At 62.5% G+C, this 19,985-nt stretch carries 21 protein-coding genes; 14 read left to right on the top strand and 7 right to left on the bottom strand.

The features are described 5' to 3' along the window. Window positions 1-120: 120 nt before the first annotated feature. Together BLO80_RS19395 and BLO80_RS19390 are read right to left on the bottom strand one after the other, a co-directional pair. Window positions 121-450 (bottom strand): EscU/YscU/HrcU family type III secretion system export apparatus switch protein, encoded by a 330-nt coding sequence (locus BLO80_RS19395; RefSeq protein WP_060738627.1) that lies wholly within the window; start codon window positions 448-450, stop codon window positions 121-123. Beyond that, the gene (locus BLO80_RS19390; RefSeq protein ID WP_092331821.1) at window positions 447-2,018 is read right to left on the bottom strand and encodes a flagellar hook-length control protein FliK; all 1,572 of its coding nucleotides are present in this window, start codon (window positions 2,016-2,018) and stop codon (window positions 447-449) included. The genes BLO80_RS19395 and BLO80_RS19390 overlap by 4 nt, the downstream gene beginning before the upstream one ends. Before the next feature lie 200 nt (window positions 2,019-2,218). Here BLO80_RS19390 and ccmA point away from each other — a divergent pair, with 200 nt between their 5' ends. From ccmA to BLO80_RS19335, 11 genes are all read left to right on the top strand, one after another. Then, window positions 2,219-2,854, top strand: a complete 636-nt coding sequence (ccmA, locus tag BLO80_RS19385; RefSeq protein ID WP_060738625.1) for a cytochrome c biogenesis heme-transporting ATPase CcmA — start codon at window positions 2,219-2,221, stop codon at window positions 2,852-2,854. Then, entirely contained in the window at window positions 2,851-3,519 is a 669-nt protein-coding gene (gene ccmB, locus BLO80_RS19380; protein WP_003183957.1) for a heme exporter protein CcmB, read from the top strand. The genes ccmA and ccmB overlap by 4 nt, the downstream gene beginning before the upstream one ends. A 94-nt stretch (window positions 3,520-3,613) precedes the next feature. Continuing rightward, window positions 3,614-4,369: a heme ABC transporter permease gene (locus BLO80_RS19375; protein ID WP_092167464.1), complete on the top strand. Its 756-nt coding sequence runs from the start codon at window positions 3,614-3,616 to the stop codon at window positions 4,367-4,369. Then, window positions 4,366-4,542: a heme exporter protein CcmD gene (gene ccmD, locus BLO80_RS19370; protein ID WP_003199159.1), complete on the top strand. Its 177-nt coding sequence runs from the start codon at window positions 4,366-4,368 to the stop codon at window positions 4,540-4,542. Before BLO80_RS19375 ends, ccmD begins: the two co-directional genes overlap by 4 nt. Beyond that, entirely contained in the window at window positions 4,539-4,994 is a 456-nt protein-coding gene (ccmE, locus tag BLO80_RS19365; protein ID WP_092197753.1) for a cytochrome c maturation protein CcmE, read from the top strand. Before ccmD ends, ccmE begins: the two co-directional genes overlap by 4 nt. Window positions 4,995-4,997: 3 nt before the next feature. After that, window positions 4,998-6,986 carry a heme lyase CcmF/NrfE family subunit gene (locus BLO80_RS19360; protein WP_092331824.1) on the top strand — a complete coding sequence of 663 codons (1,989 nt, stop codon included), beginning with the start codon at window positions 4,998-5,000 and terminating at the stop codon, window positions 6,984-6,986. After that, window positions 6,983-7,519 carry a DsbE family thiol:disulfide interchange protein gene (locus BLO80_RS19355; protein ID WP_072408483.1) on the top strand — a complete coding sequence of 179 codons (537 nt, stop codon included), beginning with the start codon at window positions 6,983-6,985 and terminating at the stop codon, window positions 7,517-7,519. The genes BLO80_RS19360 and BLO80_RS19355 overlap by 4 nt, the downstream gene beginning before the upstream one ends. Continuing rightward, the gene (locus BLO80_RS19350) at window positions 7,516-7,989 is read left to right on the top strand and encodes a cytochrome c-type biogenesis protein (RefSeq protein WP_014337194.1); all 474 of its coding nucleotides are present in this window, start codon (window positions 7,516-7,518) and stop codon (window positions 7,987-7,989) included. Before BLO80_RS19355 ends, BLO80_RS19350 begins: the two co-directional genes overlap by 4 nt. After that, a complete protein-coding gene (gene ccmI / locus BLO80_RS19345) occupies window positions 7,982-9,184 on the top strand; it encodes a c-type cytochrome biogenesis protein CcmI (protein ID WP_092331826.1) in 1,203 nt (400 codons plus the stop codon). Before BLO80_RS19350 ends, ccmI begins: the two co-directional genes overlap by 8 nt. Window positions 9,185-9,198: 14 nt before the next feature. After that, window positions 9,199-9,606, top strand: a complete 408-nt coding sequence (locus BLO80_RS19340; RefSeq protein ID WP_060738618.1) for a hypothetical protein — start codon at window positions 9,199-9,201, stop codon at window positions 9,604-9,606. 427 nt (window positions 9,607-10,033) lie between these two features. Next, window positions 10,034-12,127 (top strand): LTA synthase family protein, encoded by a 2,094-nt coding sequence (locus BLO80_RS19335; protein WP_092331829.1) that lies wholly within the window; start codon window positions 10,034-10,036, stop codon window positions 12,125-12,127. A gap of 62 nt (window positions 12,128-12,189) precedes the next feature. Here BLO80_RS19335 and BLO80_RS19330 read toward each other — a convergent pair whose 3' ends face one another. Continuing rightward, window positions 12,190-12,342, bottom strand: coding sequence for a DUF3309 family protein (locus BLO80_RS19330; RefSeq protein ID WP_003183939.1), 153 nt, complete (start codon window positions 12,340-12,342; stop codon window positions 12,190-12,192). Window positions 12,343-12,582: 240 nt separating this feature from the next. On the opposite strand from BLO80_RS19330, the gene BLO80_RS19325 reads away from it, so the two are divergent. The 3 genes from BLO80_RS19325 to csrA all read left to right on the top strand — a co-directional run bounded on the left by BLO80_RS19325 (window position 12,583) and on the right by csrA (window position 14,140). Further along, the gene (locus tag BLO80_RS19325) at window positions 12,583-13,398 is read left to right on the top strand and encodes an SDR family oxidoreductase (protein ID WP_092331832.1); all 816 of its coding nucleotides are present in this window, start codon (window positions 12,583-12,585) and stop codon (window positions 13,396-13,398) included. A 57-nt stretch (window positions 13,399-13,455) separates the two neighbouring features. Then, complete coding sequence (locus BLO80_RS19320) at window positions 13,456-13,788, top strand: YnfA family protein (RefSeq protein ID WP_092197797.1); 333 nt, start codon at window positions 13,456-13,458, stop codon at window positions 13,786-13,788. A gap of 151 nt (window positions 13,789-13,939) precedes the next feature. Further along, the gene (csrA, locus tag BLO80_RS19315) at window positions 13,940-14,140 is read left to right on the top strand and encodes a carbon storage regulator CsrA (RefSeq protein ID WP_060738615.1); all 201 of its coding nucleotides are present in this window, start codon (window positions 13,940-13,942) and stop codon (window positions 14,138-14,140) included. Here the strand turns inward: csrA and BLO80_RS19310 are convergent. The 4 genes from BLO80_RS19310 to BLO80_RS19295 all read right to left on the bottom strand — a co-directional run bounded on the left by BLO80_RS19310 (window position 14,129) and on the right by BLO80_RS19295 (window position 19,461). Continuing rightward, window positions 14,129-14,356 carry a YheU family protein gene (locus BLO80_RS19310; RefSeq protein WP_003199186.1) on the bottom strand — a complete coding sequence of 76 codons (228 nt, stop codon included), beginning with the start codon at window positions 14,354-14,356 and terminating at the stop codon, window positions 14,129-14,131. The genes csrA and BLO80_RS19310 overlap by 12 nt on opposite strands. Before the next feature lie 191 nt (window positions 14,357-14,547). Then, window positions 14,548-15,738: an osmoprotectant NAGGN system M42 family peptidase gene (locus BLO80_RS19305; RefSeq protein ID WP_092331834.1), complete on the bottom strand. Its 1,191-nt coding sequence runs from the start codon at window positions 15,736-15,738 to the stop codon at window positions 14,548-14,550. Between the two features lie 201 nt (window positions 15,739-15,939). Beyond that, window positions 15,940-17,685 (bottom strand): N-acetylglutaminylglutamine synthetase, encoded by a 1,746-nt coding sequence (ngg, locus tag BLO80_RS19300; protein ID WP_092331837.1) that lies wholly within the window; start codon window positions 17,683-17,685, stop codon window positions 15,940-15,942. Window positions 17,686-17,688: 3 nt separating this feature from the next. Then, the gene (locus BLO80_RS19295; RefSeq protein ID WP_092331840.1) at window positions 17,689-19,461 is read right to left on the bottom strand and encodes an N-acetylglutaminylglutamine amidotransferase; all 1,773 of its coding nucleotides are present in this window, start codon (window positions 19,459-19,461) and stop codon (window positions 17,689-17,691) included. Window positions 19,462-19,985 lie beyond the last annotated feature (524 nt).

Genomic DNA, 19,985 nt, shown 5'->3' with positions numbered 1-19,985 from the left:
CATGTGGGAGCGAGCTTGCTCGCGATAGCGGTGTGACCGTCGACAGCGATGTTGAATGTGAGCCCATCATCGCGAGCAGGCTCGCTCCCACAGGTTTTTCTGGCGTTCTTGTGGCTGTGATCAGTAATCGTCGCCGCGGTCGGTCACGTCCTTTTCGACACTCGGCGCATTCGGGTCATGGCCTTGGGGGAACTTGCCCTTGAGGTTCCAGGCGAACGCGATGATCTCGGCAATCGTGCGGTACAGCTCTTCCGGGATGCTGTCCCCCAATTCCATCCGTGCCAGCAGCTTCACCAGCTCGGCATTTTCATAGATCGGTACTTCACTGTCCCGGGCGATGCGCAGGATTTCCTCAGCCAGGGCTTCGTCGCCCTTGGCGGTGAGGGTCGGGGCGTGGTGGCCGTCGTATTTAAGGGCGATGGCCTGGCGGGGTTCGGTGTGGGTTGTCATGCGGTTTCGTCCACCCAGCGTTGTTCCAGGCGAGTCTTGGGACCTTGGGGCGGCGTGCCAAGGTGGCAGTCCAGGTCGCCGACGTTCAGGCCACAGGTCACCAGGCGCTCACGCAGTGCGGTCAGATTGCTTTCGATCAGGCTCGCGGTGTACGGCCGTTCGGCCCACAATTGGCTGGACAGGCTGCCGCTGAGCAACTGGGCTTGTATCTGCAGCGGACCGAGCGGTTCCATGTCGAATGCCAGTTCGACCCGCCAGAGCTGCTGTTTCGGCTCGCGTTCTTCCCGGCGTTCGTCTGGCTGTTCCCGGGGCGGGGTTTCCTCGCGCTGGAACTTGACCTGCAACGGCACGATGTCCTGCAGGTTGCGCATCGGGATCTCCAGCTGCCAGGTGCTCATCAAACGACCGTCGTCGGTCAGGCCGGTTTGCTCCAGGCTCGACAACTGATGGCTTTGCAGGCGCGACACGGCAGCGGCGGCCAGACGCAGCAGGTGCTCCAGATCGCCGTCTTCGTCCTGGTCTTTCAACTGGCGCGAGGGCAGCGGAAAACTGGTGGGTTGCGGCTTGGCGCTGACCTGGCCGAGCATCCCCAGGGCGCTGCGCACGAAACTCGGCAGGACCTGGGCCAGCGTATTGGCGGCAATGATGGCGCTGAGATTGGTGGAGGCGGGCAGGGCTGGTGTCAGTTGGGCAATCAGTTTCAGCAGGTCGCCTTTCATGTCCGGCGCCAGGCTCGGTGGCTGGCCGGCGAGCAGTTTGCTTTCCAGGAATACCCCGCTGGCGACCATGGCCTGGGCCAAGCCTTTGGGCGTGCTCAGTTGCTGGACATCCGGCAGCCCAGCCAGCAAGCGAGTCGCCGCGGCGCGCAGCTCGGTGCTGGTGTCGTCGGTGACCGGCAGGTTTTGCAGAGCAGTGATCAGGCTGTCCAGCGAGCCCTGGCGGCTCACTTGGGTGAGCAGTTGCTGGCTCACCGCCAGTTGCTCCTGGCGGTTGCTCAGGGGAACGAATTTCAGCGTCTGGGCATCTTGTACCTGGGCGCTCAAGAGCGTGCCGATGCGCAGTGGTCGGGGGCTGTCGATATCCAGGGTACTGCCGGCCTGGGCGGTGTTGAGCAGGCTCACCAATGACCGATAGACCGCCGGCTGCCCAGGCAATGACGGCAATGCCTGGCTGGTCAGCACCTTGCCTTGCAGCAGCGTGCCGACCGGCATCTGCGCCGTGTCGATACGCGTCAAAGTGGCGACGCTGGAGGCAACGGCCTGCTGCACGGCAATCGTCAGGTTGCTGGGGGACGGTTGGGTCACGGCCAGGCTGGTGCCCTGGGGTAATGGCTGGGTGCTGGTGGCTTGCACGGTGGTCTGGCGGCCGCTCTCCAGGGTGACCTTAAGCAACAGCTGGAAAGTCTGGTCGGCCTGCTTGAGCGACAGCACTTCGGCTTGGGCGGTCTGGCCGGGGCCGATCAGCCCTTCGGCCGGTGCCAGCAATTTGAGCTGCTCGCCCGTCACCGCTGGCATACGCGTCGTTGCCGTGGCCTGGGGCAGCGGCAGGATGTTGATGTCGCCTGTCATCTGCGGTCTTACCCTGGGGAAAATAAGCCCTCTTGAGAGTAGGGCATCACATGTATAATGCCGCCCGTCTTTCAGGGAGTGGCGAAAACCTTTGCAATTGTTTGACGCAGCTCTGTGGAACAGGCCGTCAAAGCATCTATGCTGCACCTCTTTAACGGCCGCTGCACCGCCGACTTGAACCGTATAAGGCCCGCGATCCCTTGACCAGTCCTCTCCTGCAAACCGTTGGCCTCGCCTGTGAGCGAGACTTGCGGCTGCTTTTCGAAAATCTCGAATTGAGACTCTCGCCGGGCGATATGGTGCAGATCAGTGGCCCCAACGGTAGCGGCAAGACCAGTCTGCTGCGCCTGCTCGCCGGATTGATGCAGCCCACCGCGGGCCAAGTGTTGCTCAATGGCCAGCCCTTGCACAGCCAGCGCAGCGAACTGGCCCGTAACCTGCTCTGGATCGGCCATGCCGCCGGCATCAAGGACTTGCTGACCCCCGAAGAAAACCTCAGTTGGCTCTGCGCTCTGCACACGCCGGCCGGCCGCGAGGCGATCTGGCAGGCGTTGGCGGCGGTCGGGCTGCGCGGCTTCGAGGATGTACCGAGCCACACCCTGTCCGCCGGTCAGCAGCGCCGGGTGGCCCTGGCCCGGTTGTACCTGGACGGTCCACCGCTGTGGATCCTCGACGAGCCGTTCACTGCCCTGGACAAGCAGGGCGTCGCGCAGCTCGAGGAACACCTGGCACGGCATTGCGAAAACGGCGGCATGGTGCTGTTGACCACCCACCACACGCTGGCGCGGATGCCGTCCGGCTATCGCAACATCGATCTGGGGAACTGGGCCGTATGAGTGTGTTTGGCCTGTTACTGGCCCGCGAGGCGCGCCTGCTTTTTCGTCGTCCGGCCGAATTGGCCAATCCGTTGGTGTTCTTCGCGATCGTCATCGCGCTGTTCCCGCTGGCGGTCGGTCCGGAGACTCAATTGTTGCAAACCTTGTCTCCGGGACTGGTCTGGGTGGCCGCGCTTTTATCGGTCCTGCTCTCGCTGGACGGGCTTTTCCGCAGTGATTTCGAAGACGGTTCCCTGGAGCAGTGGGTCCTTTCGTCGCACCCCCTGGCCCTTCTGGTTTTGGCCAAGGTACTGGCACACTGGGTTTTTTCCGGGCTGGCGCTGGTGCTGCTCTCGCCGCTGTTGGCGATGATGCTGGGTTTGCCCGCCGCGTGCATGCCGGTGCTGCTGGTATCGCTGCTGCTGGGCACGCCGGTGTTGAGCCTGCTCGGTGCGGTAGGCGCGGCGTTGACGGTGGGGTTGAAGCGCGGTGGCCTGTTGCTGGCGCTGCTGATCCTGCCCTTGTATATCCCGGTGCTGATCCTGGGCAGTGGTGCCTTGCAAGCGGCGTTGCAGGGCATGCCCGCGACCGGTTATCTGCTGTGGCTTGGGAGCCTGACCGCCCTGGCGATAACCCTGACACCCTTTGCAATAGCCGCTGGCCTGAAGATCAGCGTCGGCGAATAATAATGAGGCCTGGTCAAGCATTGACCACTTCTGCGGAAGTTAAGGCAGACCTGGCTGCTCGTGATGACGGGCCGCAACCGTGATGGAAACAGCAATGAACTGGACCTGGTTTCATAAGCTCGGCTCACCCAAGTGGTTCTACGGCATCAGCGGCAAGATGCTGCCCTGGTTGAGCCTCTTCGCTCTGCTGCTGATCGGCTCCGGTGTCGTCTGGGGCCTGGCCTTCGCCCCACCGGATTACCAGCAGGGCAACAGCTTCCGCATCATCTACATCCACGTTCCCACTGCGATGCTGGCCCAGTCCATCTACGTGATGCTGGCCGTGTGTGGCGTGGTCGGGCTGGTGTGGAAGATGAAGCTGGCCGACGTGGCCCTGCAATGCGCCGCGCCCATCGGTGCCTGGATGACGGCCGTGGCGCTGGTCACCGGGGCCATCTGGGGCAAGCCGACCTGGGGTTCCTGGTGGGTCTGGGATGCCCGACTGACGTCCATGCTGATCCTGCTGTTCCTGTACTTCGGTCTTATTGCGCTGGGCAACGCCATCAGCAATCGTGACAGTGCCGCCAAGGCTTGCGCGGTGCTGGCGATTGTCGGCGTGATCAACATCCCGATCATCAAGTACTCGGTGGAGTGGTGGAACACCCTGCACCAGGGCGCGACGTTCACCCTCACCGAAAAGCCGGCGATGCCCGTCGAAATGTGGCTGCCGCTGTTGCTGACGGTGCTGGGCTTCTACTGTTTCTTCGGCGCGGTGCTGTTGCTGCGCATGCGCCTGGAAGTGCTCAAGCGCGAATCCCGGGCCAGTTGGGTGAAGGCCGAAGTACAGAACAGCCTGGAGGCCGCTCGATGAGTTTCGCTTCATTCGGCGATTTCCTCGCCATGGGTCATCATGGCCTGTATGTCTGGTCAGCCTATGGCATTTGCCTGGTGGTGCTGGCCCTCAACGTGGCGGTGCCGATCCTGGCCCGCAAGCGGTATCTGCAACAAGAGGCGCGTCGTCTGCGCCGGGAGAACGGTCAGTGAATCCGCTGCGCAAAAAACGTCTTGTCATCATTCTGGCGATCCTGGTGGGTGTCGGTGCCGCGGTCGGCCTTGCCCTGAGCGCCTTGCAGCAGAACATCAACCTGTTCTACACCCCGACCCAGATCGCCAGTGGCGAAGCGCCCAAGGACACCCGCATCCGCGCTGGCGGCATGGTGGAAAAAGGCTCGCTGGTGCGCTCCGGGGATTCACTGGACGTGACATTCAATGTCACCGACTTCAACAAGACCGTGACCATCACCTATCGCGGCATCCTCCCGGACCTGTTCCGCGAAGGGCAGGGCATCGTCGCCCTGGGCAAGCTCAACGCCGATGGCGTGGTGGTGGCCGACGAAGTGCTGGCCAAGCACGATGAAAAATACATGCCGCCGGAAGTGACCAAGGCCCTGAAAGACAGCGGCCAGTCGGCGCCCGCTCCCGTGAAGGAGGGCTGATCGATGACTGCTGGCATCTTTATTCCCGAGTTGGGTCACCTGGCGATGATCCTGGCCCTGTGTTTCTCCCTGGTACAGGCCGTGGTGCCGTTGCTCGGCGCCTGGCGTGGCGACCGCTTGTGGATGAGCCTGGCCCAGCCCGCGGCGTGGGGGCAGTTCGCCTTCATGCTGTTCGCCTTCGGTTGCCTGACCTATGCGTTCATGGCCGACGATTTTTCCGTGGAGTACGTCGCCAGCAACTCCAACAGCGCCTTGCCCTGGTACTACAAGTTCAGCGCCGTGTGGGGCGCCCACGAAGGTTCGCTGTTGCTCTGGGCGTTGATCCTCGCCGGCTGGACTTTCGCGGTCTCGGTGTTTTCCCGGCAGTTGCCCCAGGTGATGCTGGCTCGGGTGCTGGCGGTGATGGGCATGATCAGCACCGGTTTCCTGTTGTTCCTGATCGTCACGTCCAACCCGTTCAAGCGCATCCTGCCGCAGATGCCGATGGATGGCCGCGACCTCAACCCATTGTTGCAGGACATCGGTCTGATCGTTCACCCACCGATGCTCTACATGGGCTACGTCGGTTTCTCCGTGGCCTTCTCCTTCGCCATCGCCGCGTTGCTTGGTGGTCGCCTCGATGCCGCGTGGGCACGCTGGTCGCGCCCGTGGACCATCGTCGCCTGGGCCTTCCTCGGTATCGGCATCACCCTCGGTTCGTGGTGGGCCTACTACGAACTCGGTTGGGGCGGCTGGTGGTTCTGGGACCCGGTGGAAAACGCCTCGTTCATGCCCTGGTTGGTGGGCACGGCGCTGATTCACTCCCTGGCTGTCACGGAAAAGCGCGGTGTATTCAAGAGCTGGACCGTGCTGCTGGCCATCGCGGCATTCTCCCTGAGCCTGCTGGGCACGTTCCTGGTGCGTTCCGGCGTGCTGACGTCGGTGCATGCCTTCGCCTCGGACCCTGAGCGTGGCGTGTTCATCCTGATGTTCCTGTTGTTCGTCGTCGGTGGTTCGCTGACGTTGTTCGCCCTGCGTGCGCCGGTGGTCAAGAGCCAGGTGGGCTTCAACCTCTGGTCACGGGAAACCCTGTTACTGGGCAACAACCTGGTGCTGGTGGTGGCCGCGTCGATGATCCTGCTGGGGACGTTGTACCCGCTGGTGCTCGATGCGCTGTCCGGCGCGAAGCTGTCGGTCGGCCCGCCGTATTTCAACGCGTTGTTCATTCCGCTGATGGCGATCCTGATGGTGGTGATGGCCATCGGTGTGCTGGTGCGCTGGAAGGACACGCCGGTCAAGTGGCTGCTGGGCATGTTGACCCCGGTGCTGCTGGGCACGGCAGCCCTGGCCGTGGTGGCCGGCGTGGCCTATGGCGACTTCAACTGGGCGGTGCTGGCGACATTCGTGCTGGCGGCCTGGGTGTTGCTGGCCGGTGTCCGGGATATCTTCGACAAGACCCGCCACAAAGGCCTGATCAAGGGCCTGCCAACCCTGACCCGCAGTTACTGGGGCATGCAGATCGCCCACCTGGGCATCGCCGTCTGCGCCCTGGGCGTGGTGCTGTCCAGCCAGAACAGTGCTGAGCGCGACCTGCGCCTGGCGCCGGGCGAGTCCATGGACCTGGGGGGCTACCAGTTCGTGTTCGAGGGCGCCAAGCATTTCGTGGGACCGAACTTCACGTCCGACAAAGGCACCGTGCGGGTCATTCGCGACGGTCAGGAAGTCACTGTGCTGCATCCGGAAAAACGCCTCTACACCGTGCAGAACTCGGTCATGACCGAGGCTGGGATCGATGCCGGTTTCACCCGCGACCTCTACGTGGCCTTGGGCGAATCCCTGGGCGACGGCGCATGGGCGGTGCGGGTCCACGTCAAGCCGTTCGTGCGCTGGATCTGGTTCGGTGGCTTGCTCACCGGCCTGGGTGGGGTGCTGGCGGCGCTGGATCGGCGCTATCGGGTCAAGGTGAAAACCCGGGTGCGTGAAGCCCTGGGCGTGACGGGAGCCACTGCATGAAACGTTGGTTGATGGTGTTGCCGCTGGCGCTGTTCCTGTTGATGGCGGTGTTTTTGTATCGGGGGTTGTACCTGAACCCGAGCGAATTGCCCTCGGCAATGATCGGCAAGCCGTTCCCGGAGTTTTCCCTGCCCTCGGTGCAAGGTGACAAGACCCTGACCCGCGCGGACCTGCTGGGCAAGCCGGCGCTGGTCAACGTGTGGGGCACCTGGTGCATTTCCTGCCGGGTCGAACACCCGGTGCTGAACAAGCTGGCCCAGAACGGCGTGGTGATCTATGGCGTCAATTACAAGGACGTCAATGCCGACGCCTTGAAGTGGCTGGCCGAATTCCACAACCCGTATCAATTGGACATTCGTGATGAAGACGGCTCCCTGGGCCTGAACCTGGGTGTCTATGGCGCACCGGAAACCTTCTTCATCGACGCCAAGGGCGTGATCCGCGACAAGTTCGTCGGCGTGATCGACGAACAGGTCTGGCGCGAGAAACTGGCCGCCAAGTACCAGGCCCTGGTGGACGAGGCCAAGCCATGAAGCGCTGGTTAGCCGCCGCTATCCTCGGTTTGAGCCTGGTCGGTGTGGCTCACGCTGCCATCGACACCTACGAATTCGCCAACGATGGCGAGCGCGAGCGGTTTCGCGAATTGACCAAGGAACTGCGCTGCCCCAAGTGCCAGAACCAGGACATCGCCGACTCCAACGCCCCGATTGCCGCCGACCTGCGCAAGGAAATCTTTCGCATGCTCGGCGAGGGCAAGGACAACCAGCAGATCATCGACTTCATGGTCGATCGCTACGGTGAGTTCGTGCGCTACAACCCCGCCCTGTCCTCCAAGACCGCGCTGCTCTGGTTCGGCCCCGCCGGGCTGTTGCTCGGCGGTTTCGTCGTCATCGCGGTGATCGTGCGCCGCCGCCGGGTCCAGCGTACAGCCGCCCCGGACACGCTTTCCGTCGAAGAGCGCCAGCGCCTCGACCAACTGTTGGATAAAACCAAGCATGATTGATTTCTGGCTCGCCGCAGGTCTGCTTCTTCTGGTTGCCCTGAGTTTTCTGTTGATCCCTGTGCTGCGTGGTCGTCGCGCCCAACTGGAGGAGGATCGGACCGCACTCAACGTGGCGCTGTATCAGGAGCGCGTGGCCGAATTGCAGGCTGAACGGGAGGAGGGCGTGCTCAACGCCGCGCAACTGGATACCGGTCGCGCCGAAGCCGCCCGTGAACTGCTCGCCGACACCGAGGGCGCCGACGCACCGCGCGAATCCCGGCTAGGCAAGCCATTGCCGTTGCTTGCCGCCGTGCTGGTGCCGGTGTTGGGCCTGGCGCTGTACCTGCATTTCGGTGCCAGCGACAAGGTCGAGCTGACCCGCGAGTTCGCCCAGGCGCCGCAGTCGATGGAAGAGATGACCCTGCGCCTGGAACGTGCGGTGGCGGCGCAGCCGGATAATGCCGAGGGCCTGTATTTCCTCGGGCGTACCTACATGGCTCAGGATCGTCCGGCGGACGCGGCGAAGCTCTTCGAGCGCACCGTGGCCGTCGCCGGTCGTCAACCGGAACTGTTGGGCCAGTGGGCCCAGGCGCAGTATTTCGCCGATGGCAAGAAATGGTCGGATAAAGTCCAGGCCTTGACCGACGAAGCGCTCAAGCTCGATCCGAAGGAAGTCACCAGCCTCGGCTTGTTGGGCATCGCCGCGTTTGAAGGCGAGCGTTATCAGGATGCGATCGACTACTGGGGGCGTCTGCTCGCGCAACTGCCGGAAGGCGACAAATCCCGCGAGGCGCTGCAGGGCGGCATTGCCCGTGCCACCGAGAAGCTGCAAGCCAGCGGTGGCAAAGTCGTCCAGGCCCCGGTGGCCAAGACTGGGGCATTGCTCAAGGTCCGCGTCGATCTGGCACCGGCACTCAAGGCCAAGGTGCAGCCGGGCGACAGCGTGTTCATCTTCGCCCGTGCCGTTTCCGGCCCACCGGCACCGCTGGCCGCCAAACGCCTGACGGTAGCCGATCTGCCGGTCACGGTGGAACTGGGCGACGCGGATGCCATGATGCCGCAGTTGAAACTGTCGAACTTCCCCGAAGTCCAACTGATGGCGCGCATCTCCCGGGCCGGTCAGCCGACCGCGGGTGAGTGGATCGGCCGCAGCCAGCCCCTGGCCAGCAGCACCACGGCGCCACAACAATTGACCATCGACAGCCCGGACAAATAACAGGAATTCGCACCATGACCGCCATCGCTCGTATCACCCTGCTCACGCTCGTCATGGGCCTGAGCGCTTGTGCGGTCCAGCGTCCGTCTGAGCCCTCGGCACCGCTGCCACCGATTCCACCGTCGACCCCAACCACCAAACCGGCCCCGTCCACGCCTCCAGGCAAGCCGGCCATCCCGAACAAACCGGCCAAGCCGTTGCCGCGCACTTCCGCCAGCTTCGCCCCGCCACCGGGTGGCAACAGCCATTGGGACGCCAAGCTGGGGGTCTATGTGCTGGACAACCAGACCAATACGTTCTATCGCCAGCGTACCTATTACCGCTGGAACAACGGTTGGAGCCGTTCCGTCAGCCCGAATGGCCCCTGGGAAGACACCACCATCGAAGGCGTGCCGGCGGGCCTTGGACGCCAGTTTCATTGACGATGATCGTTTTCACACTGGACTGGATGTGATCGGCAACCCTGTGGCGAGGGAGCTTGCTCCCGCTGGGCTGCGAAGCAGCCCCAATCCAGCCACCGCGGTCCGTCAGGCATATTTCGTTATTCGGGTTTTACGACTGCTTCGCAGCCGAGCGGGAGCAAGCTCCCTCGCCACAATAGCGTTCGGCTCAACTTCATCAGCAGGTCGGGGATTTTGTGTTTCCGGATATTCTTTGAACGAAATTTTCACTAAATCTTGCGGACAATCCCCCGCGCTCATATCGCCATCGGTTATTTAATGGCAATGCCATAGCCGTTCGTGCAACATTTGCGCACTCGCGCAAGCCCCGGGGCCAGGCTTTGGCCAACAGAGGGCGCGCCGTAGTTTCTCTTTTGTCACTCCAATTCCAATAGGGTCCTTAAACGACATGGCAATCCCGGACGCCCTGAGTCAGCAGCGCACCACGCATCGCCTGCTGCAACCGACCGTCAAATCGCACCTGGCCTACACGTTGCTTTGTGCCCTGGTGATGATGGTTATGCTAAGCCTGCTGCGCGTGGCGCTGCTGGTCTATAACCGCGAGATGATTCTCGACACCCCGGCCTCGACCTTCGTTGAAGCGTTCGTCAACGGCCTGCGCTTCGACTTGCGCCTGGTGGTCTACCTCTGCATCCCGCTGCTGCTGGCGTTGTTCAGCGCAAGGGCCATGGCTGCCCGTGGGTTTTTTCGTTTCTGGCTGACCGTCACCTCCAGCATCGCGCTGTTCCTCGGCTTGATGGAGATGGACTTCTACCGTGAATTTCACCAACGCCTCAACGGTCTGGTCTTCCAATATGTGAAGGAAGACCCGAAAACCGTGATGAGCATGCTCTGGTACGGTTTCCCGGTGGTGCGCTACCTGCTGGCCTGGGTCGGCGGCACCGTCATCCTCGCCCTGGCGTTCAAGGGCGCCGACCGCGCCACCCGTCCCCGTGGGCCGTTCAGTGGCGGTACTATCGGCACCCGGCAGATCGCCCCGTGGTATGGGCGTGTCGCGGTGTTCATGGTTTGCCTGCTGGTGGCCGTGGTCGCCGCGCGCGGCACCCTGCGCCAAGGTCCGCCGCTGCGTTGGGGGGACGTCTACACCACCGACTCGAACTTCGCCAACCAGCTTGGACTCAATGGCACGTTGTCGCTGGTGGCGGCGGCCAAGAGCCGGATGTCCGAAGACCGTGACAACATCTGGAAAGCCACCCTAGAGCAGCCACTGGCACAGCAGACCGTGCGTGACATGCTGGTGATGTCTGACGACAAGCTCGTGGACACCGAGACCGCCGCCGTGCGCCGTGACTACACGCCGCCGGCGGACAAGACCCTGCCGATCAAGAATGTGGTCGTGATCCTCATGGAAAGCATGGCCGGTCACTCGGTGGGCGCCCTGGGCGCGCCGGGCAACATCACGCCTTACCTGGACAAACTGTCCAAGGAAGGCCTGCTGTTCGACCGCTTCTTCTCCAACGGCACCCACACCCACCAGGGCATGTTCGCCACCATGGCGTGCTTCCCGAACCTGCCGGGTTTCGAATACCTGATGCAGACACCGGAGGGCAGCCACAAGCTGTCGGGCTTGCCGCAACTGCTCAGCGCCCGTGACTACGACGACGTGTATGTCTACAACGGCGATTTCGCCTGGGACAACCAGTCGGGGTTCTTCAGCAGCCAGGGCATGACCAACTTCATCGGGCGTAACGACTTCGTGAACCCGGTGTTTTCCGACCCCACCTGGGGGGTGTCCGACCAAGACATGTTCGACCGTGGCCTGATCGAGCTCAAGGCCCGGGAAAATGGCAAGCCGTTCTATGCCTTGCTGCAAACCCTGTCCAACCACACGCCTTATGCGTTGCCGACGCCGTTGCCGGTCGAGCCGGTCACCGACCGTGGCAGCCTGAACGAACACTTGACGGCCATGCGCTACGCCGACTGGGCGCTGGGCCAGTTCTTCGAGAAGGCCCGCAAGGAGCCTTACTTCAAGGAAACCCTGTTCGTGGTGGTGGGCGACCATGGCTTTGGCAACGAACGCCAGATCACCGAAATGGACCTGGGCCGTTTCAACGTGCCGATGCTGTTGATCGGCCCGGGCGTCCAGGAAAAATTCGGCCAGCGTAGCCATACCGTGGGTACCCAGGTCGACATCGTACCGACCATCATGGGCCGTCTCGGTGGGCAGGTTCGGAACCAGTGCTGGGGCCGTGACCTGTTGAACCTGCCGGAAGGCGACACCGGTTTTGGCGTGATCAAGCCGTCGGGCAGTGAACAGACGACGGCGATCATTCGCGACGACAAGATCCTGGTCCTGCCGAAGGAGAAGGAAATGCCGCCGAAGATGTACCGCTATGAACTGGGCGCCAACCCTCACGCGCAAATCATCCCGGACGCACCGGACACTGCCGAGATGAAACTCAAGCTCGAATCGTTCCTGCAAACCGCGACCAAGAGCCTGTTGGATAACACCGCGGGCGTCGTTGACGGCAAGCCGGACTGATAAACGGCGAGCATAAAAAAGAGGCCTGCAAAGGCCTCTTTTTTTTGCGCTTACTTAGCGGTTTATATCTTGCCCAGTAATAGCAGGACCAACAGCACCACCAACACTACACCAATGATACCGGACGGACCGTAACCCCAACTTCTGGAGTGCGGGAAGACCGGAAGACCACCGATCAGCAGGAGGATCAGGATGATGATAAGTATTGTGCCCATTGTAGATTTCCTTATTGGTCAGTTTTGGAGTGTTGCAACTTCCAACTACCAGCACGCATGTGTTAAATCCGGGCGGCTTATTAAGTCCGACCGTTACGTCTGGTAAAAAATTCAAAGTTTTTATGGGCTCCTACCAGTTCCTACGGTTTGCCCTCGCCATTCAGCAGTCTGATGGAGCGTGGGTCCGGCAGGCGCCTTCGCTACACTCGGCCTATCTCTCCCGGAACAAGGCTGTTTGCTATGCAAAATCGCATGATGATCACTGGTGCCGGCTCCGGCCTGGGTCGCGAAATCGCGCTGCGCTGGGCCCGCGAAGGCTGGCGCCTGGCTTTATCGGATGTCAGCGAGCCAGGCCTTGTGGAAACCCTCAAACTCGTGCGCGCGGCGGGTGGCGACGGCTTCACCCAGCGCTGCGATGTGCGCGACTACAGCCAATTGACGGCGTTCGCCCAGGCTTGCGAAGAGAAGCTCGGCGGCATCGATATCATCGTCAACAATGCCGGCGTCGCCTCGGGCGGGTTCTTCAGCGAACTCTCCCTGGAGGATTGGGACTGGCAGATCGCGATCAACCTGATGGGCGTGGTCAAGGGCTGCAAGGCGTTCCTGCCACTGCTGGAAAAAAGCCGCGGCAAGATCATCAACATTGCTTCCATGGCCGCCCTGATGCAGGGGCCCGCCATGAGCAACTACAACGTGGCCAAGGCCGGTGTGGTGGCGTTGTCGGAAAGCCTGTTGGTTGAACTGGCGCAGCAGGAGGTCGGCGTACACGTGGTGTGCCCGTCGTTCTTCCAGACCAATCTGCTGGATTCCTTCCGCGGTCCGACCCCGGCCATGAAGGCCCAGGTTGGCAAATTGCTGGAAAGCTCGCCGATCAGCGCCGCCGACATTGCCGACTACATCTATCAGCAGGTCGCCCAGGGTCAGTTCATGATCCTGCCTCATGAACAGGGACGCATGGCGTGGGCCCTCAAGCAGAAGAACCCACAAGCGCTGTACGACGAAATGACCGTCATGGCCGACAAGATGCGCGCCAAGGCTCGACAGAACCTGAATTGACCTGGCTGCCCGATGTCCTCAGGATGGCGCCATTCGGCCTTCCTGATGGACATCTGCATGCTCAATTACTTGTGGTTTTTTCTCGCCGCGCTGTTTGAAATCGCCGGTTGCTACGCCTTCTGGATGTGGCTGCGCCAGGGCAAGAGCGCCTGGTGGATCGCCCCGGCGCTGCTCAGCCTGACCTTGTTCGCCCTGTTGCTGACTCGCATCGAAGCGACGTACGCCGGGCGTGCCTACGCCGCCTATGGCGGCATCTATATCGTTGCCTCGATTGGCTGGCTGGCTGTGGTGGAGCGGGTCCGGCCACTGGGTTCCGACTGGATTGGCGTGGCGCTCTGCGTGCTGGGGGCGAGCGTGATTTTATTTGGCCCGCGGTTCTCGGCGTCCTGAAATAACCTACGGTCCAGCAGGGTTTTGCAGGAAGTTTCCTTCAGTCGCAAGAACTTTGCTTGTAGGGCCTTACTGAATTCTCGCCGGTGTCTTGAGAACGGAAAGCAGGCCGGGCATGGTCAGGGTCCAGACATTCTTAAGGACAAGAACCATGCTCGTATTAAGCCGCGCTGTGGGTGAGTTGATTTCCATCGGTGACGATATTTCCGTCCGTGTGCTGTCGGTCAGCGGCACCACCGTGCGTTTTGGCGTGGAAGCGCCACGGCACGTCGATGTCCATCGCTCCGAAATCTACGAAAAGATCCAGAGGAAAAAGGCCCACGCCGCCCGCAAGGCGTGTTCAGTCGAATAGGTGCTTGGGCACGTCGTGCTTGAGCATCAGTTGGCACTGTTCGCTTTCGGGGTCGAAGACGATCAACGCCTGGCCTTTGGTCAGCGCTTGCCGGACCCGTAGAACCCGCGTTTCAAGGGGCGTGTCGTCACCGTTGTCGGTGCCGTCGCGGGTCACGAAATCCTCGATCAGGCGAGTGAGTGTGTCGACTTCGAGTTGGTCGTGGGGGATGAGCATGGGGTACCTCGGCTAGACAATGAGGCGATGCTACGGCCAATGGGCTTTTGCGGCTAGCCTGGGTTTGCGGTTGCTTGTTCCGGCCTCATCGCGAGCAAGCTCGCTCCCACAGGGTTCTGAGCCGCACTGAAGACTCCATGTGGGAGCGAGCTCGCTTGCGATGGCGATATGCCAGGCAATTAAATGCTGGATCAGCTATCCGACCGCTGCCCCACCAGGCTATCCACCGATGGCACCCGGGTATCGCTTTCCATCTGTGCATCGTGCTCGATCTGGTGACTGAAGCGGTCCAGCGAGCCTTGGGCCGGTTGTGCGTCGCTGGCGAACACCGGTGGGCTGAGAATGTAGGCGCCTAGCAAGCGGCTGAGGGCGGCTAGGCTGTCGATGTGAGTACGTTCGTAGCCATGGGTGGCGTCGCAGCCGAAGGCGAGCAGGGCGGTACGGCTATCGTGGCCGGCGGTGATGGCCGAATGAGCGTCGCTGAAGTAGTAGCGGAACAGGTCGCGGCGTGCCGATATGTCGTTCTCCTTGGCCAGTTTCAGCAGGTGCCGCGACAGGTGATAGTCGTAGGGGCCTCCGGAGTCCTGCATCGCCACGCTGACCGAATGTTCGCTCGAGTGCTGGCCGGGGGCGACGGGCGCGATGTCGATGCCGACGAATTCGCTGACGTCCCAGGGCAGCGCGGCCGCGGCGCCGCTGCCGGTTTCCTCGGTGATGGTGAACAGCGGGTGACAATCGATCAGCAGTTCTTCACCGCTGTCGACAATCGCCTTGAGCGCCGCCAGCAAAGCCGCCACCCCGGCCTTGTCGTCCAGGTGCCGGGCGCTGATGTGGCCGCTTTCGGTGAATTCCGGCAGGGGATCGAAGGCCACGTAATCGCCGATGCCCACCCCGAGGGTCTCGCAGTCGGCGCGGGTGGCGCAATAGGCGTCCAGGCGCAATTCGATGTGGTCCCAACTGATGGGCATTTCGTCCACGGCGGTGTTGAACGCGTGCCCGGACGCCATCAATGGCAGCACGCTGCCGCGAATCACGCCGGTGTCGGTGAACAGGCTGACCCGGCTGCCTTCGGCAAACCGGCTGGACCAGCAACCTACCGGCGCCAGGGTCAGGCGACCGTTGTCCTTGATGGCCCGCACCGCGGCACCGATGGTATCCAGGTGCGCCGAGACGGCCCGGTCGGGGCTGCTCTTGCGACCCTTGAGCGTGGCGCGGATCGTGCCGCGACGGGTCATTTCGAATGCGATACCCAGCTCCTCGAGCCGCTCGGCGACGTAGCGCACGATGGTGTCGGTAAAGCCGGTGGGGCTGGGAATGGCGAGCATTTCCAGCAGGACCTTTTGCAGGTATTCGAGATCCGGTTCGGGAATTTTACTGATCATGGAAACTCCTGATGGGTTGAGCGCATCGATGGTTTCGATGAGTGAGTCCGACTGTTGGATGACGGTGCCTGCACTGGCCTTATCGCGAGCAAGCTCGCTCCCACAGGGCTTCTGCAGTGAACACAGAATGCATAAACACCAAAAATTCCATGTGGGAGCGAGCTTGCTCGCGATGGGGACTGGTCAGGCACCACACTTCTGCTAAGCCACCGTCTGGCTATGAGGAAACAACAAATCCACAAAGCGCTCGGCGGTGGGCTGGGGTTCGTGGTTGGCCAGGCCGGCGCGTTCGTTGGCTTCGATGAACACGTACTCGGGTCGATCGGCCGCCGGCACCAGCAGGTCGAGGCCGACCATGGGAATGTCCAACGCCCGCGCGGCGCGCACCGCCGCATCGACGAGGGTCGGATGCAGGATGGCGGTAACATCCTCCAGCACGCCGCCGGTATGCAGGTTCGCCGTACGCCGGACGAACAGGTGTTCCCCGGCCGGCAGCACGCTGTCGTAGTCGAACCCCGCCGCGTTGAGTGTGCGCAGGGTCTCGGCATCCATCGGGATCTTGCTTTCGCCGCCCGTGGCCGCCTGCCGTCGGCGGCTTTGGGCTTCGATCAACGCGCCGATGGTGTGCCGGCCGTCGCCGATCACCTCCGCCGGACGCCGGATCGCCGCCGCCACCACTTCAAAGCCGATCACCAGGATGCGCAGGTCCAGCCCTTCGTGGAAGCTTTCCAGCAACACCTGGCTATCGAACTGCCGAGCCGTCTCGATGGCGCTCTGCACCTCCTCGATGGTGCGCAGATCCACCGCCACGCCTTGGCCCTGTTCCCCGTCCAGCGGCTTGACCACCACCCGTTCGTGCTCGTCGAGGAACGCCAGGTTGTCATCGGCATTGCCCGCCAACTGTTGGGCCGGCAGGTTCAGGCCGGCGCTTTTCAGCACCTTGTGGGTCAGGCTTTTGTTCTGGCACAAGGTCATGCTGATGGCGCTGGTCAAGTCGCTCAGGGATTCGCGGCAGCGCACCCGGCGGCTCCCGTGGATGAGGGTGAACAAGCCGGCCTCGGCATCGTCCACCTGCACTTCGATGCCGCGACGGCGAGCTTCCTCGACAATGATCCGCGCATAAGGATTGAACTGCGCCTCGGGGCCCGGCCCGAGAAACAACGGCTGGTTGATGCCGTTCTTGCGCTTGATGGCGAAGGTCGGCAGGTTGCGAAAACCGAGCTTGGCGTAGAGGTTTTTCGCCTGGCGATTGTCATGCAGCACCGACAGGTCGAGGTAGCTCAAGCCCCGGCTCATGAAATGTTCGATGAGGTGACGCACCAGCACTTCGCCCACACCGGGCCGTGGGCATTGCGGATCGACGGCCAGGCACCAGAGGCTGCTGCCGTTTTCCGGGTCGTTGAAGGCCTTCTGATGGTTCAGGCCCATGACGCTGCCGATCACCGTACCGGTGTCGTCGTCTTCGGCCAGCCAATAAACCGGGCCGCCCTCGTGACGCGGGGTCAGTCGCAGCGGGTCGATGGGCAGCATGCCCCGGGCCTGATAGAGCTGGTTGATCGCCTGCCAGTCGGTCTCGCTCTGGGCCCGGCGAATCCGGAAACCGCGAAATACCCGGGTGGACTGGCGATAGTCGCTGAACCACAGGCGCAAGGTGTCGGAGGGGTCGAGGAACAGTTGCGCCGGTTCCAGCCCCAGCACTTGCTGGGGCGCGGCCACGTACAAGGCAATGTCGCGTTCACCGGGTTGTTCGTTGAGCAGTTCCCGGGCCAGGCTCGCCGGGTCCGGGAAGGTGTGGCCGATCAGCAGTCGGCCCCAGCCGCAATGCACCGCGATCGGGTCGGCGCCCAATTCGCTGCCGTCTTCGGCCAGGCGTGCCTGCAGGCGTTCGTAAGAAGGCGCCTGGCCGCGCAAGAGGCGTTGGTTGTGAACGGTTGCGTGAGGTTTCATCGATCAGATTCCTTGCTCGCTGAGCCACAGGTTCAGCGCCGCCAGTTGCCACAGCCGCGAACCGCGCAACGGCGTGAGCTGTCCGTTGGGGTCGGTGAGCAGGCGGTCGAGCATGGCCGGGTTGAACAGGCCGCGATCCTGGCTCGGATCCAGCAGCAGTTCGCGGACCCAGGCCAGGGTGTGGCCTTCCAGATGCTTGAGGCCTGGCACTGGGAAATAACCTTTCTTGCGGTCGATCACCTCGCTGGGGATCACCCGTCGGGCGGCTTCCTTGAGCACCTGCTTGCCGCCATCGGGCAGCTTGAACTTCGCCGGGACCCGGGCCGAAAGCTCCACCAGGCGGTAGTCCAGGAACGGCGTGCGCGCTTCCAGGCCCCAGGCCATGGTCATGTTGTCGACGCGCTTGACCGGGTCGTCCACCAGCATCACGGTGCTGTCCAGGCGCAGGGCCTTGTCCACCGCGGCATCGGCCCCGGGTTGGGCGAAATGTTCCTTGACGAAGTCACCGGCCGCGTCATTGGCCGTCAGCCAGTTGGGCTGCACGGTGGCGGCATATTCTTCGTAGCTGCGGTCGAAGAACGCAGCGCGATAGGCGGTGTACGGATCGCTGGCGCCATCGACCTGCGGGTACCAGTGGTAACCGGCGAACAGCTCGTCGGCGCCCTGGCCGCTTTGTACGACTTTGCAATGCTTGGCCACTTCCCGCGACAGCAGGTAGAAGGCGATGCAGTCGTGGCTGACCATCGGCTCGCTCATGGCGCGAAACGCCGCGGGCAGTTGCTCGATGATCTCTTTTTCGTCGATGCGCAGTTGGTGGTGGCGGGTGCCGTAGTGCTTGGCGATCAGGTCCGAATATTGGAATTCGTCACCGCGCTCGCCGCCGGCATCCTGGAAACCGATGGAGAACGTGGACAGGTCTTCCACGCCCACTTCCCGCAACAGACCCACCAACATGCTTGAGTCGACGCCCCCGGACAGCAGCACGCCGACATCCACGGCGGCGCGCTGGCGAATGGCGACGGCTTCACGGGTGCTGTCGAGCACGCGGTCGGTCCAGTCTTCCAGGTTCAGGTGCTGTTCGTCGGCCCGAGGCCCGTAGGGCAGGGTCCACCAGGTTTTCTGCTCGGTGGTGCCGTCGGCTTCGATCCGCATCCAGGTAGCGGGCGGCAGTTTTTCAACACCGGCCAGCAAGGTACGGGGCGCCGGGACCACGGCGTGGAAATTCAGGTAATGGTTGAGGGCCACCGGGTCGAGCATGGGGTTGATGTCGCCGCCCTTGAGCAGGGCCGGCAATGCCGAGGCGAAGCGTAGCCGTTGGCCGGTGCGCGACAGGTACAGCGGCTTGACGCCGAGGCGGTCGCGGGCGATGAACAGCCGCTTGACATCGCGCTCCCAGATGGCGAACGCGAACATGCCGTTGAGCTTGGGCAGCAGTGCTTCGCCCCAGGCGTGGTAGCCCTTGAGCAGCACTTCGGTGTCGCCACCGGAATAGAAGGTGTAGCCCAGGGCTTCGAGTTCGGTGCGCAGTTCCGGGTAGTTGTAGATCGCGCCGTTGAAGGCCAGGGACAGGCCCAGTTGATTGTCGATCATCGGCTGGGCCGAGCCGTCCGACAGGTCCATGATTTTCAGGCGCCGATGGCCCAGGGCGATCGGCCCCTGGCTATGAAAACCCCACGCGTCAGGGCCGCGAGGGGCCAGGTGATGGGTGATTCGCTCTACGGCCGCAAGGTCCGCAGGTTGTTGATCGAAACGTAACTCTCCAGCTAATCCGCACATAAGTCCTTACCGGTTTTTCCGTTGGGGAGGGGTCAAGCAGCACCTGCCAAAAGGGCAGGTACCCTGAAACTGACCGGAGGGATTGCTGTGAGTTTTAGATCGATGCGTTATAAGCCGGCGGGCGGGGTTGGGTTGAATGTCGCGTGATCCTTGTGGGAGCGAGCTTGCTCGCGATAGCGGCGGATCAGTTTGCCTCTGTGTTGACTGTCCCGCCGCTATCGCGAGCAAGCTCGCTCCCACATCTATGGTCCTCTCAGTTTCTGCAATACTGAATTTGGATGCGTGATTGGCTTGCCGCAATCTATTCGGCGTCGAAAAGATAAATTCGCGCCGCGATGAAAATCGCGCCTGACAGTCCTGATTAGGGTAGATCGGCTTTAGAGCCGTGTGGGAGCCCAGGTTTTCTGTCAGGTCGGTAGGCCGTTTACGTCATCTGTTATCCAGCATCGCAAAACCAGGTGGGTGGTGCTCGGTAACGCAGGGTCAAGCGTTCTGTGCGCTTGGCCCTGCCTCATATATTCCAT

Origin of the sequence: Pseudomonas sp. NFACC56-3 (assembly GCF_900100025.1) — a bacterium.
Lineage (GTDB): Bacteria > Pseudomonadota > Gammaproteobacteria > Pseudomonadales > Pseudomonadaceae > Aquipseudomonas > Aquipseudomonas fluorescens_AA.
Note: the sequence above shows the minus strand (reverse complement) of the source record. Positions and strands in the feature narration are given on the sequence as shown.

Bases quoted from the DNA above. Each gene is read 5' to 3' on its own strand.
- BLO80_RS19395 (WP_060738627.1), bottom strand. From the start codon at position 450: ATGACAACCCACACCGAACCCCGCCAGGCCATCGCCCTTAAATACGAC.
- BLO80_RS19390 (WP_092331821.1), bottom strand. From the start codon at position 2,018: ATGACAGGCGACATCAACATCCTGCCGCTGCCCCAGGCCACGGCAACG.
- ccmB (WP_003183957.1), top strand. From the start codon at position 2,851: ATGAGTGTGTTTGGCCTGTTACTGGCCCGCGAGGCGCGCCTGCTTTTT.
- BLO80_RS19375 (WP_092167464.1), top strand. From the start codon at position 3,614: ATGAACTGGACCTGGTTTCATAAGCTCGGCTCACCCAAGTGGTTCTAC.
- ccmD (WP_003199159.1), top strand. From the start codon at position 4,366: ATGAGTTTCGCTTCATTCGGCGATTTCCTCGCCATGGGTCATCATGGC.
- BLO80_RS19360 (WP_092331824.1), top strand. From the start codon at position 4,998: ATGACTGCTGGCATCTTTATTCCCGAGTTGGGTCACCTGGCGATGATC.
- BLO80_RS19355 (WP_072408483.1), top strand. From the start codon at position 6,983: ATGAAACGTTGGTTGATGGTGTTGCCGCTGGCGCTGTTCCTGTTGATG.
- BLO80_RS19350 (WP_014337194.1), top strand. From the start codon at position 7,516: ATGAAGCGCTGGTTAGCCGCCGCTATCCTCGGTTTGAGCCTGGTCGGT.
- ccmI (WP_092331826.1), top strand. From the start codon at position 7,982: ATGATTGATTTCTGGCTCGCCGCAGGTCTGCTTCTTCTGGTTGCCCTG.
- BLO80_RS19340 (WP_060738618.1), top strand. From the start codon at position 9,199: ATGACCGCCATCGCTCGTATCACCCTGCTCACGCTCGTCATGGGCCTG.
- BLO80_RS19335 (WP_092331829.1), top strand. From the start codon at position 10,034: ATGGCAATCCCGGACGCCCTGAGTCAGCAGCGCACCACGCATCGCCTG.
- BLO80_RS19330 (WP_003183939.1), bottom strand. From the start codon at position 12,342: ATGGGCACAATACTTATCATCATCCTGATCCTCCTGCTGATCGGTGGT.
- BLO80_RS19325 (WP_092331832.1), top strand. From the start codon at position 12,583: ATGCAAAATCGCATGATGATCACTGGTGCCGGCTCCGGCCTGGGTCGC.
- BLO80_RS19320 (WP_092197797.1), top strand. From the start codon at position 13,456: ATGCTCAATTACTTGTGGTTTTTTCTCGCCGCGCTGTTTGAAATCGCC.
- csrA (WP_060738615.1), top strand. From the start codon at position 13,940: ATGCTCGTATTAAGCCGCGCTGTGGGTGAGTTGATTTCCATCGGTGAC.
- BLO80_RS19310 (WP_003199186.1), bottom strand. From the start codon at position 14,356: ATGCTCATCCCCCACGACCAACTCGAAGTCGACACACTCACTCGCCTG.
- BLO80_RS19305 (WP_092331834.1), bottom strand. From the start codon at position 15,738: ATGATCAGTAAAATTCCCGAACCGGATCTCGAATACCTGCAAAAGGTC.
- ngg (WP_092331837.1), bottom strand. From the start codon at position 17,685: ATGAAACCTCACGCAACCGTTCACAACCAACGCCTCTTGCGCGGCCAG.
- BLO80_RS19295 (WP_092331840.1), bottom strand. From the start codon at position 19,461: ATGTGCGGATTAGCTGGAGAGTTACGTTTCGATCAACAACCTGCGGAC.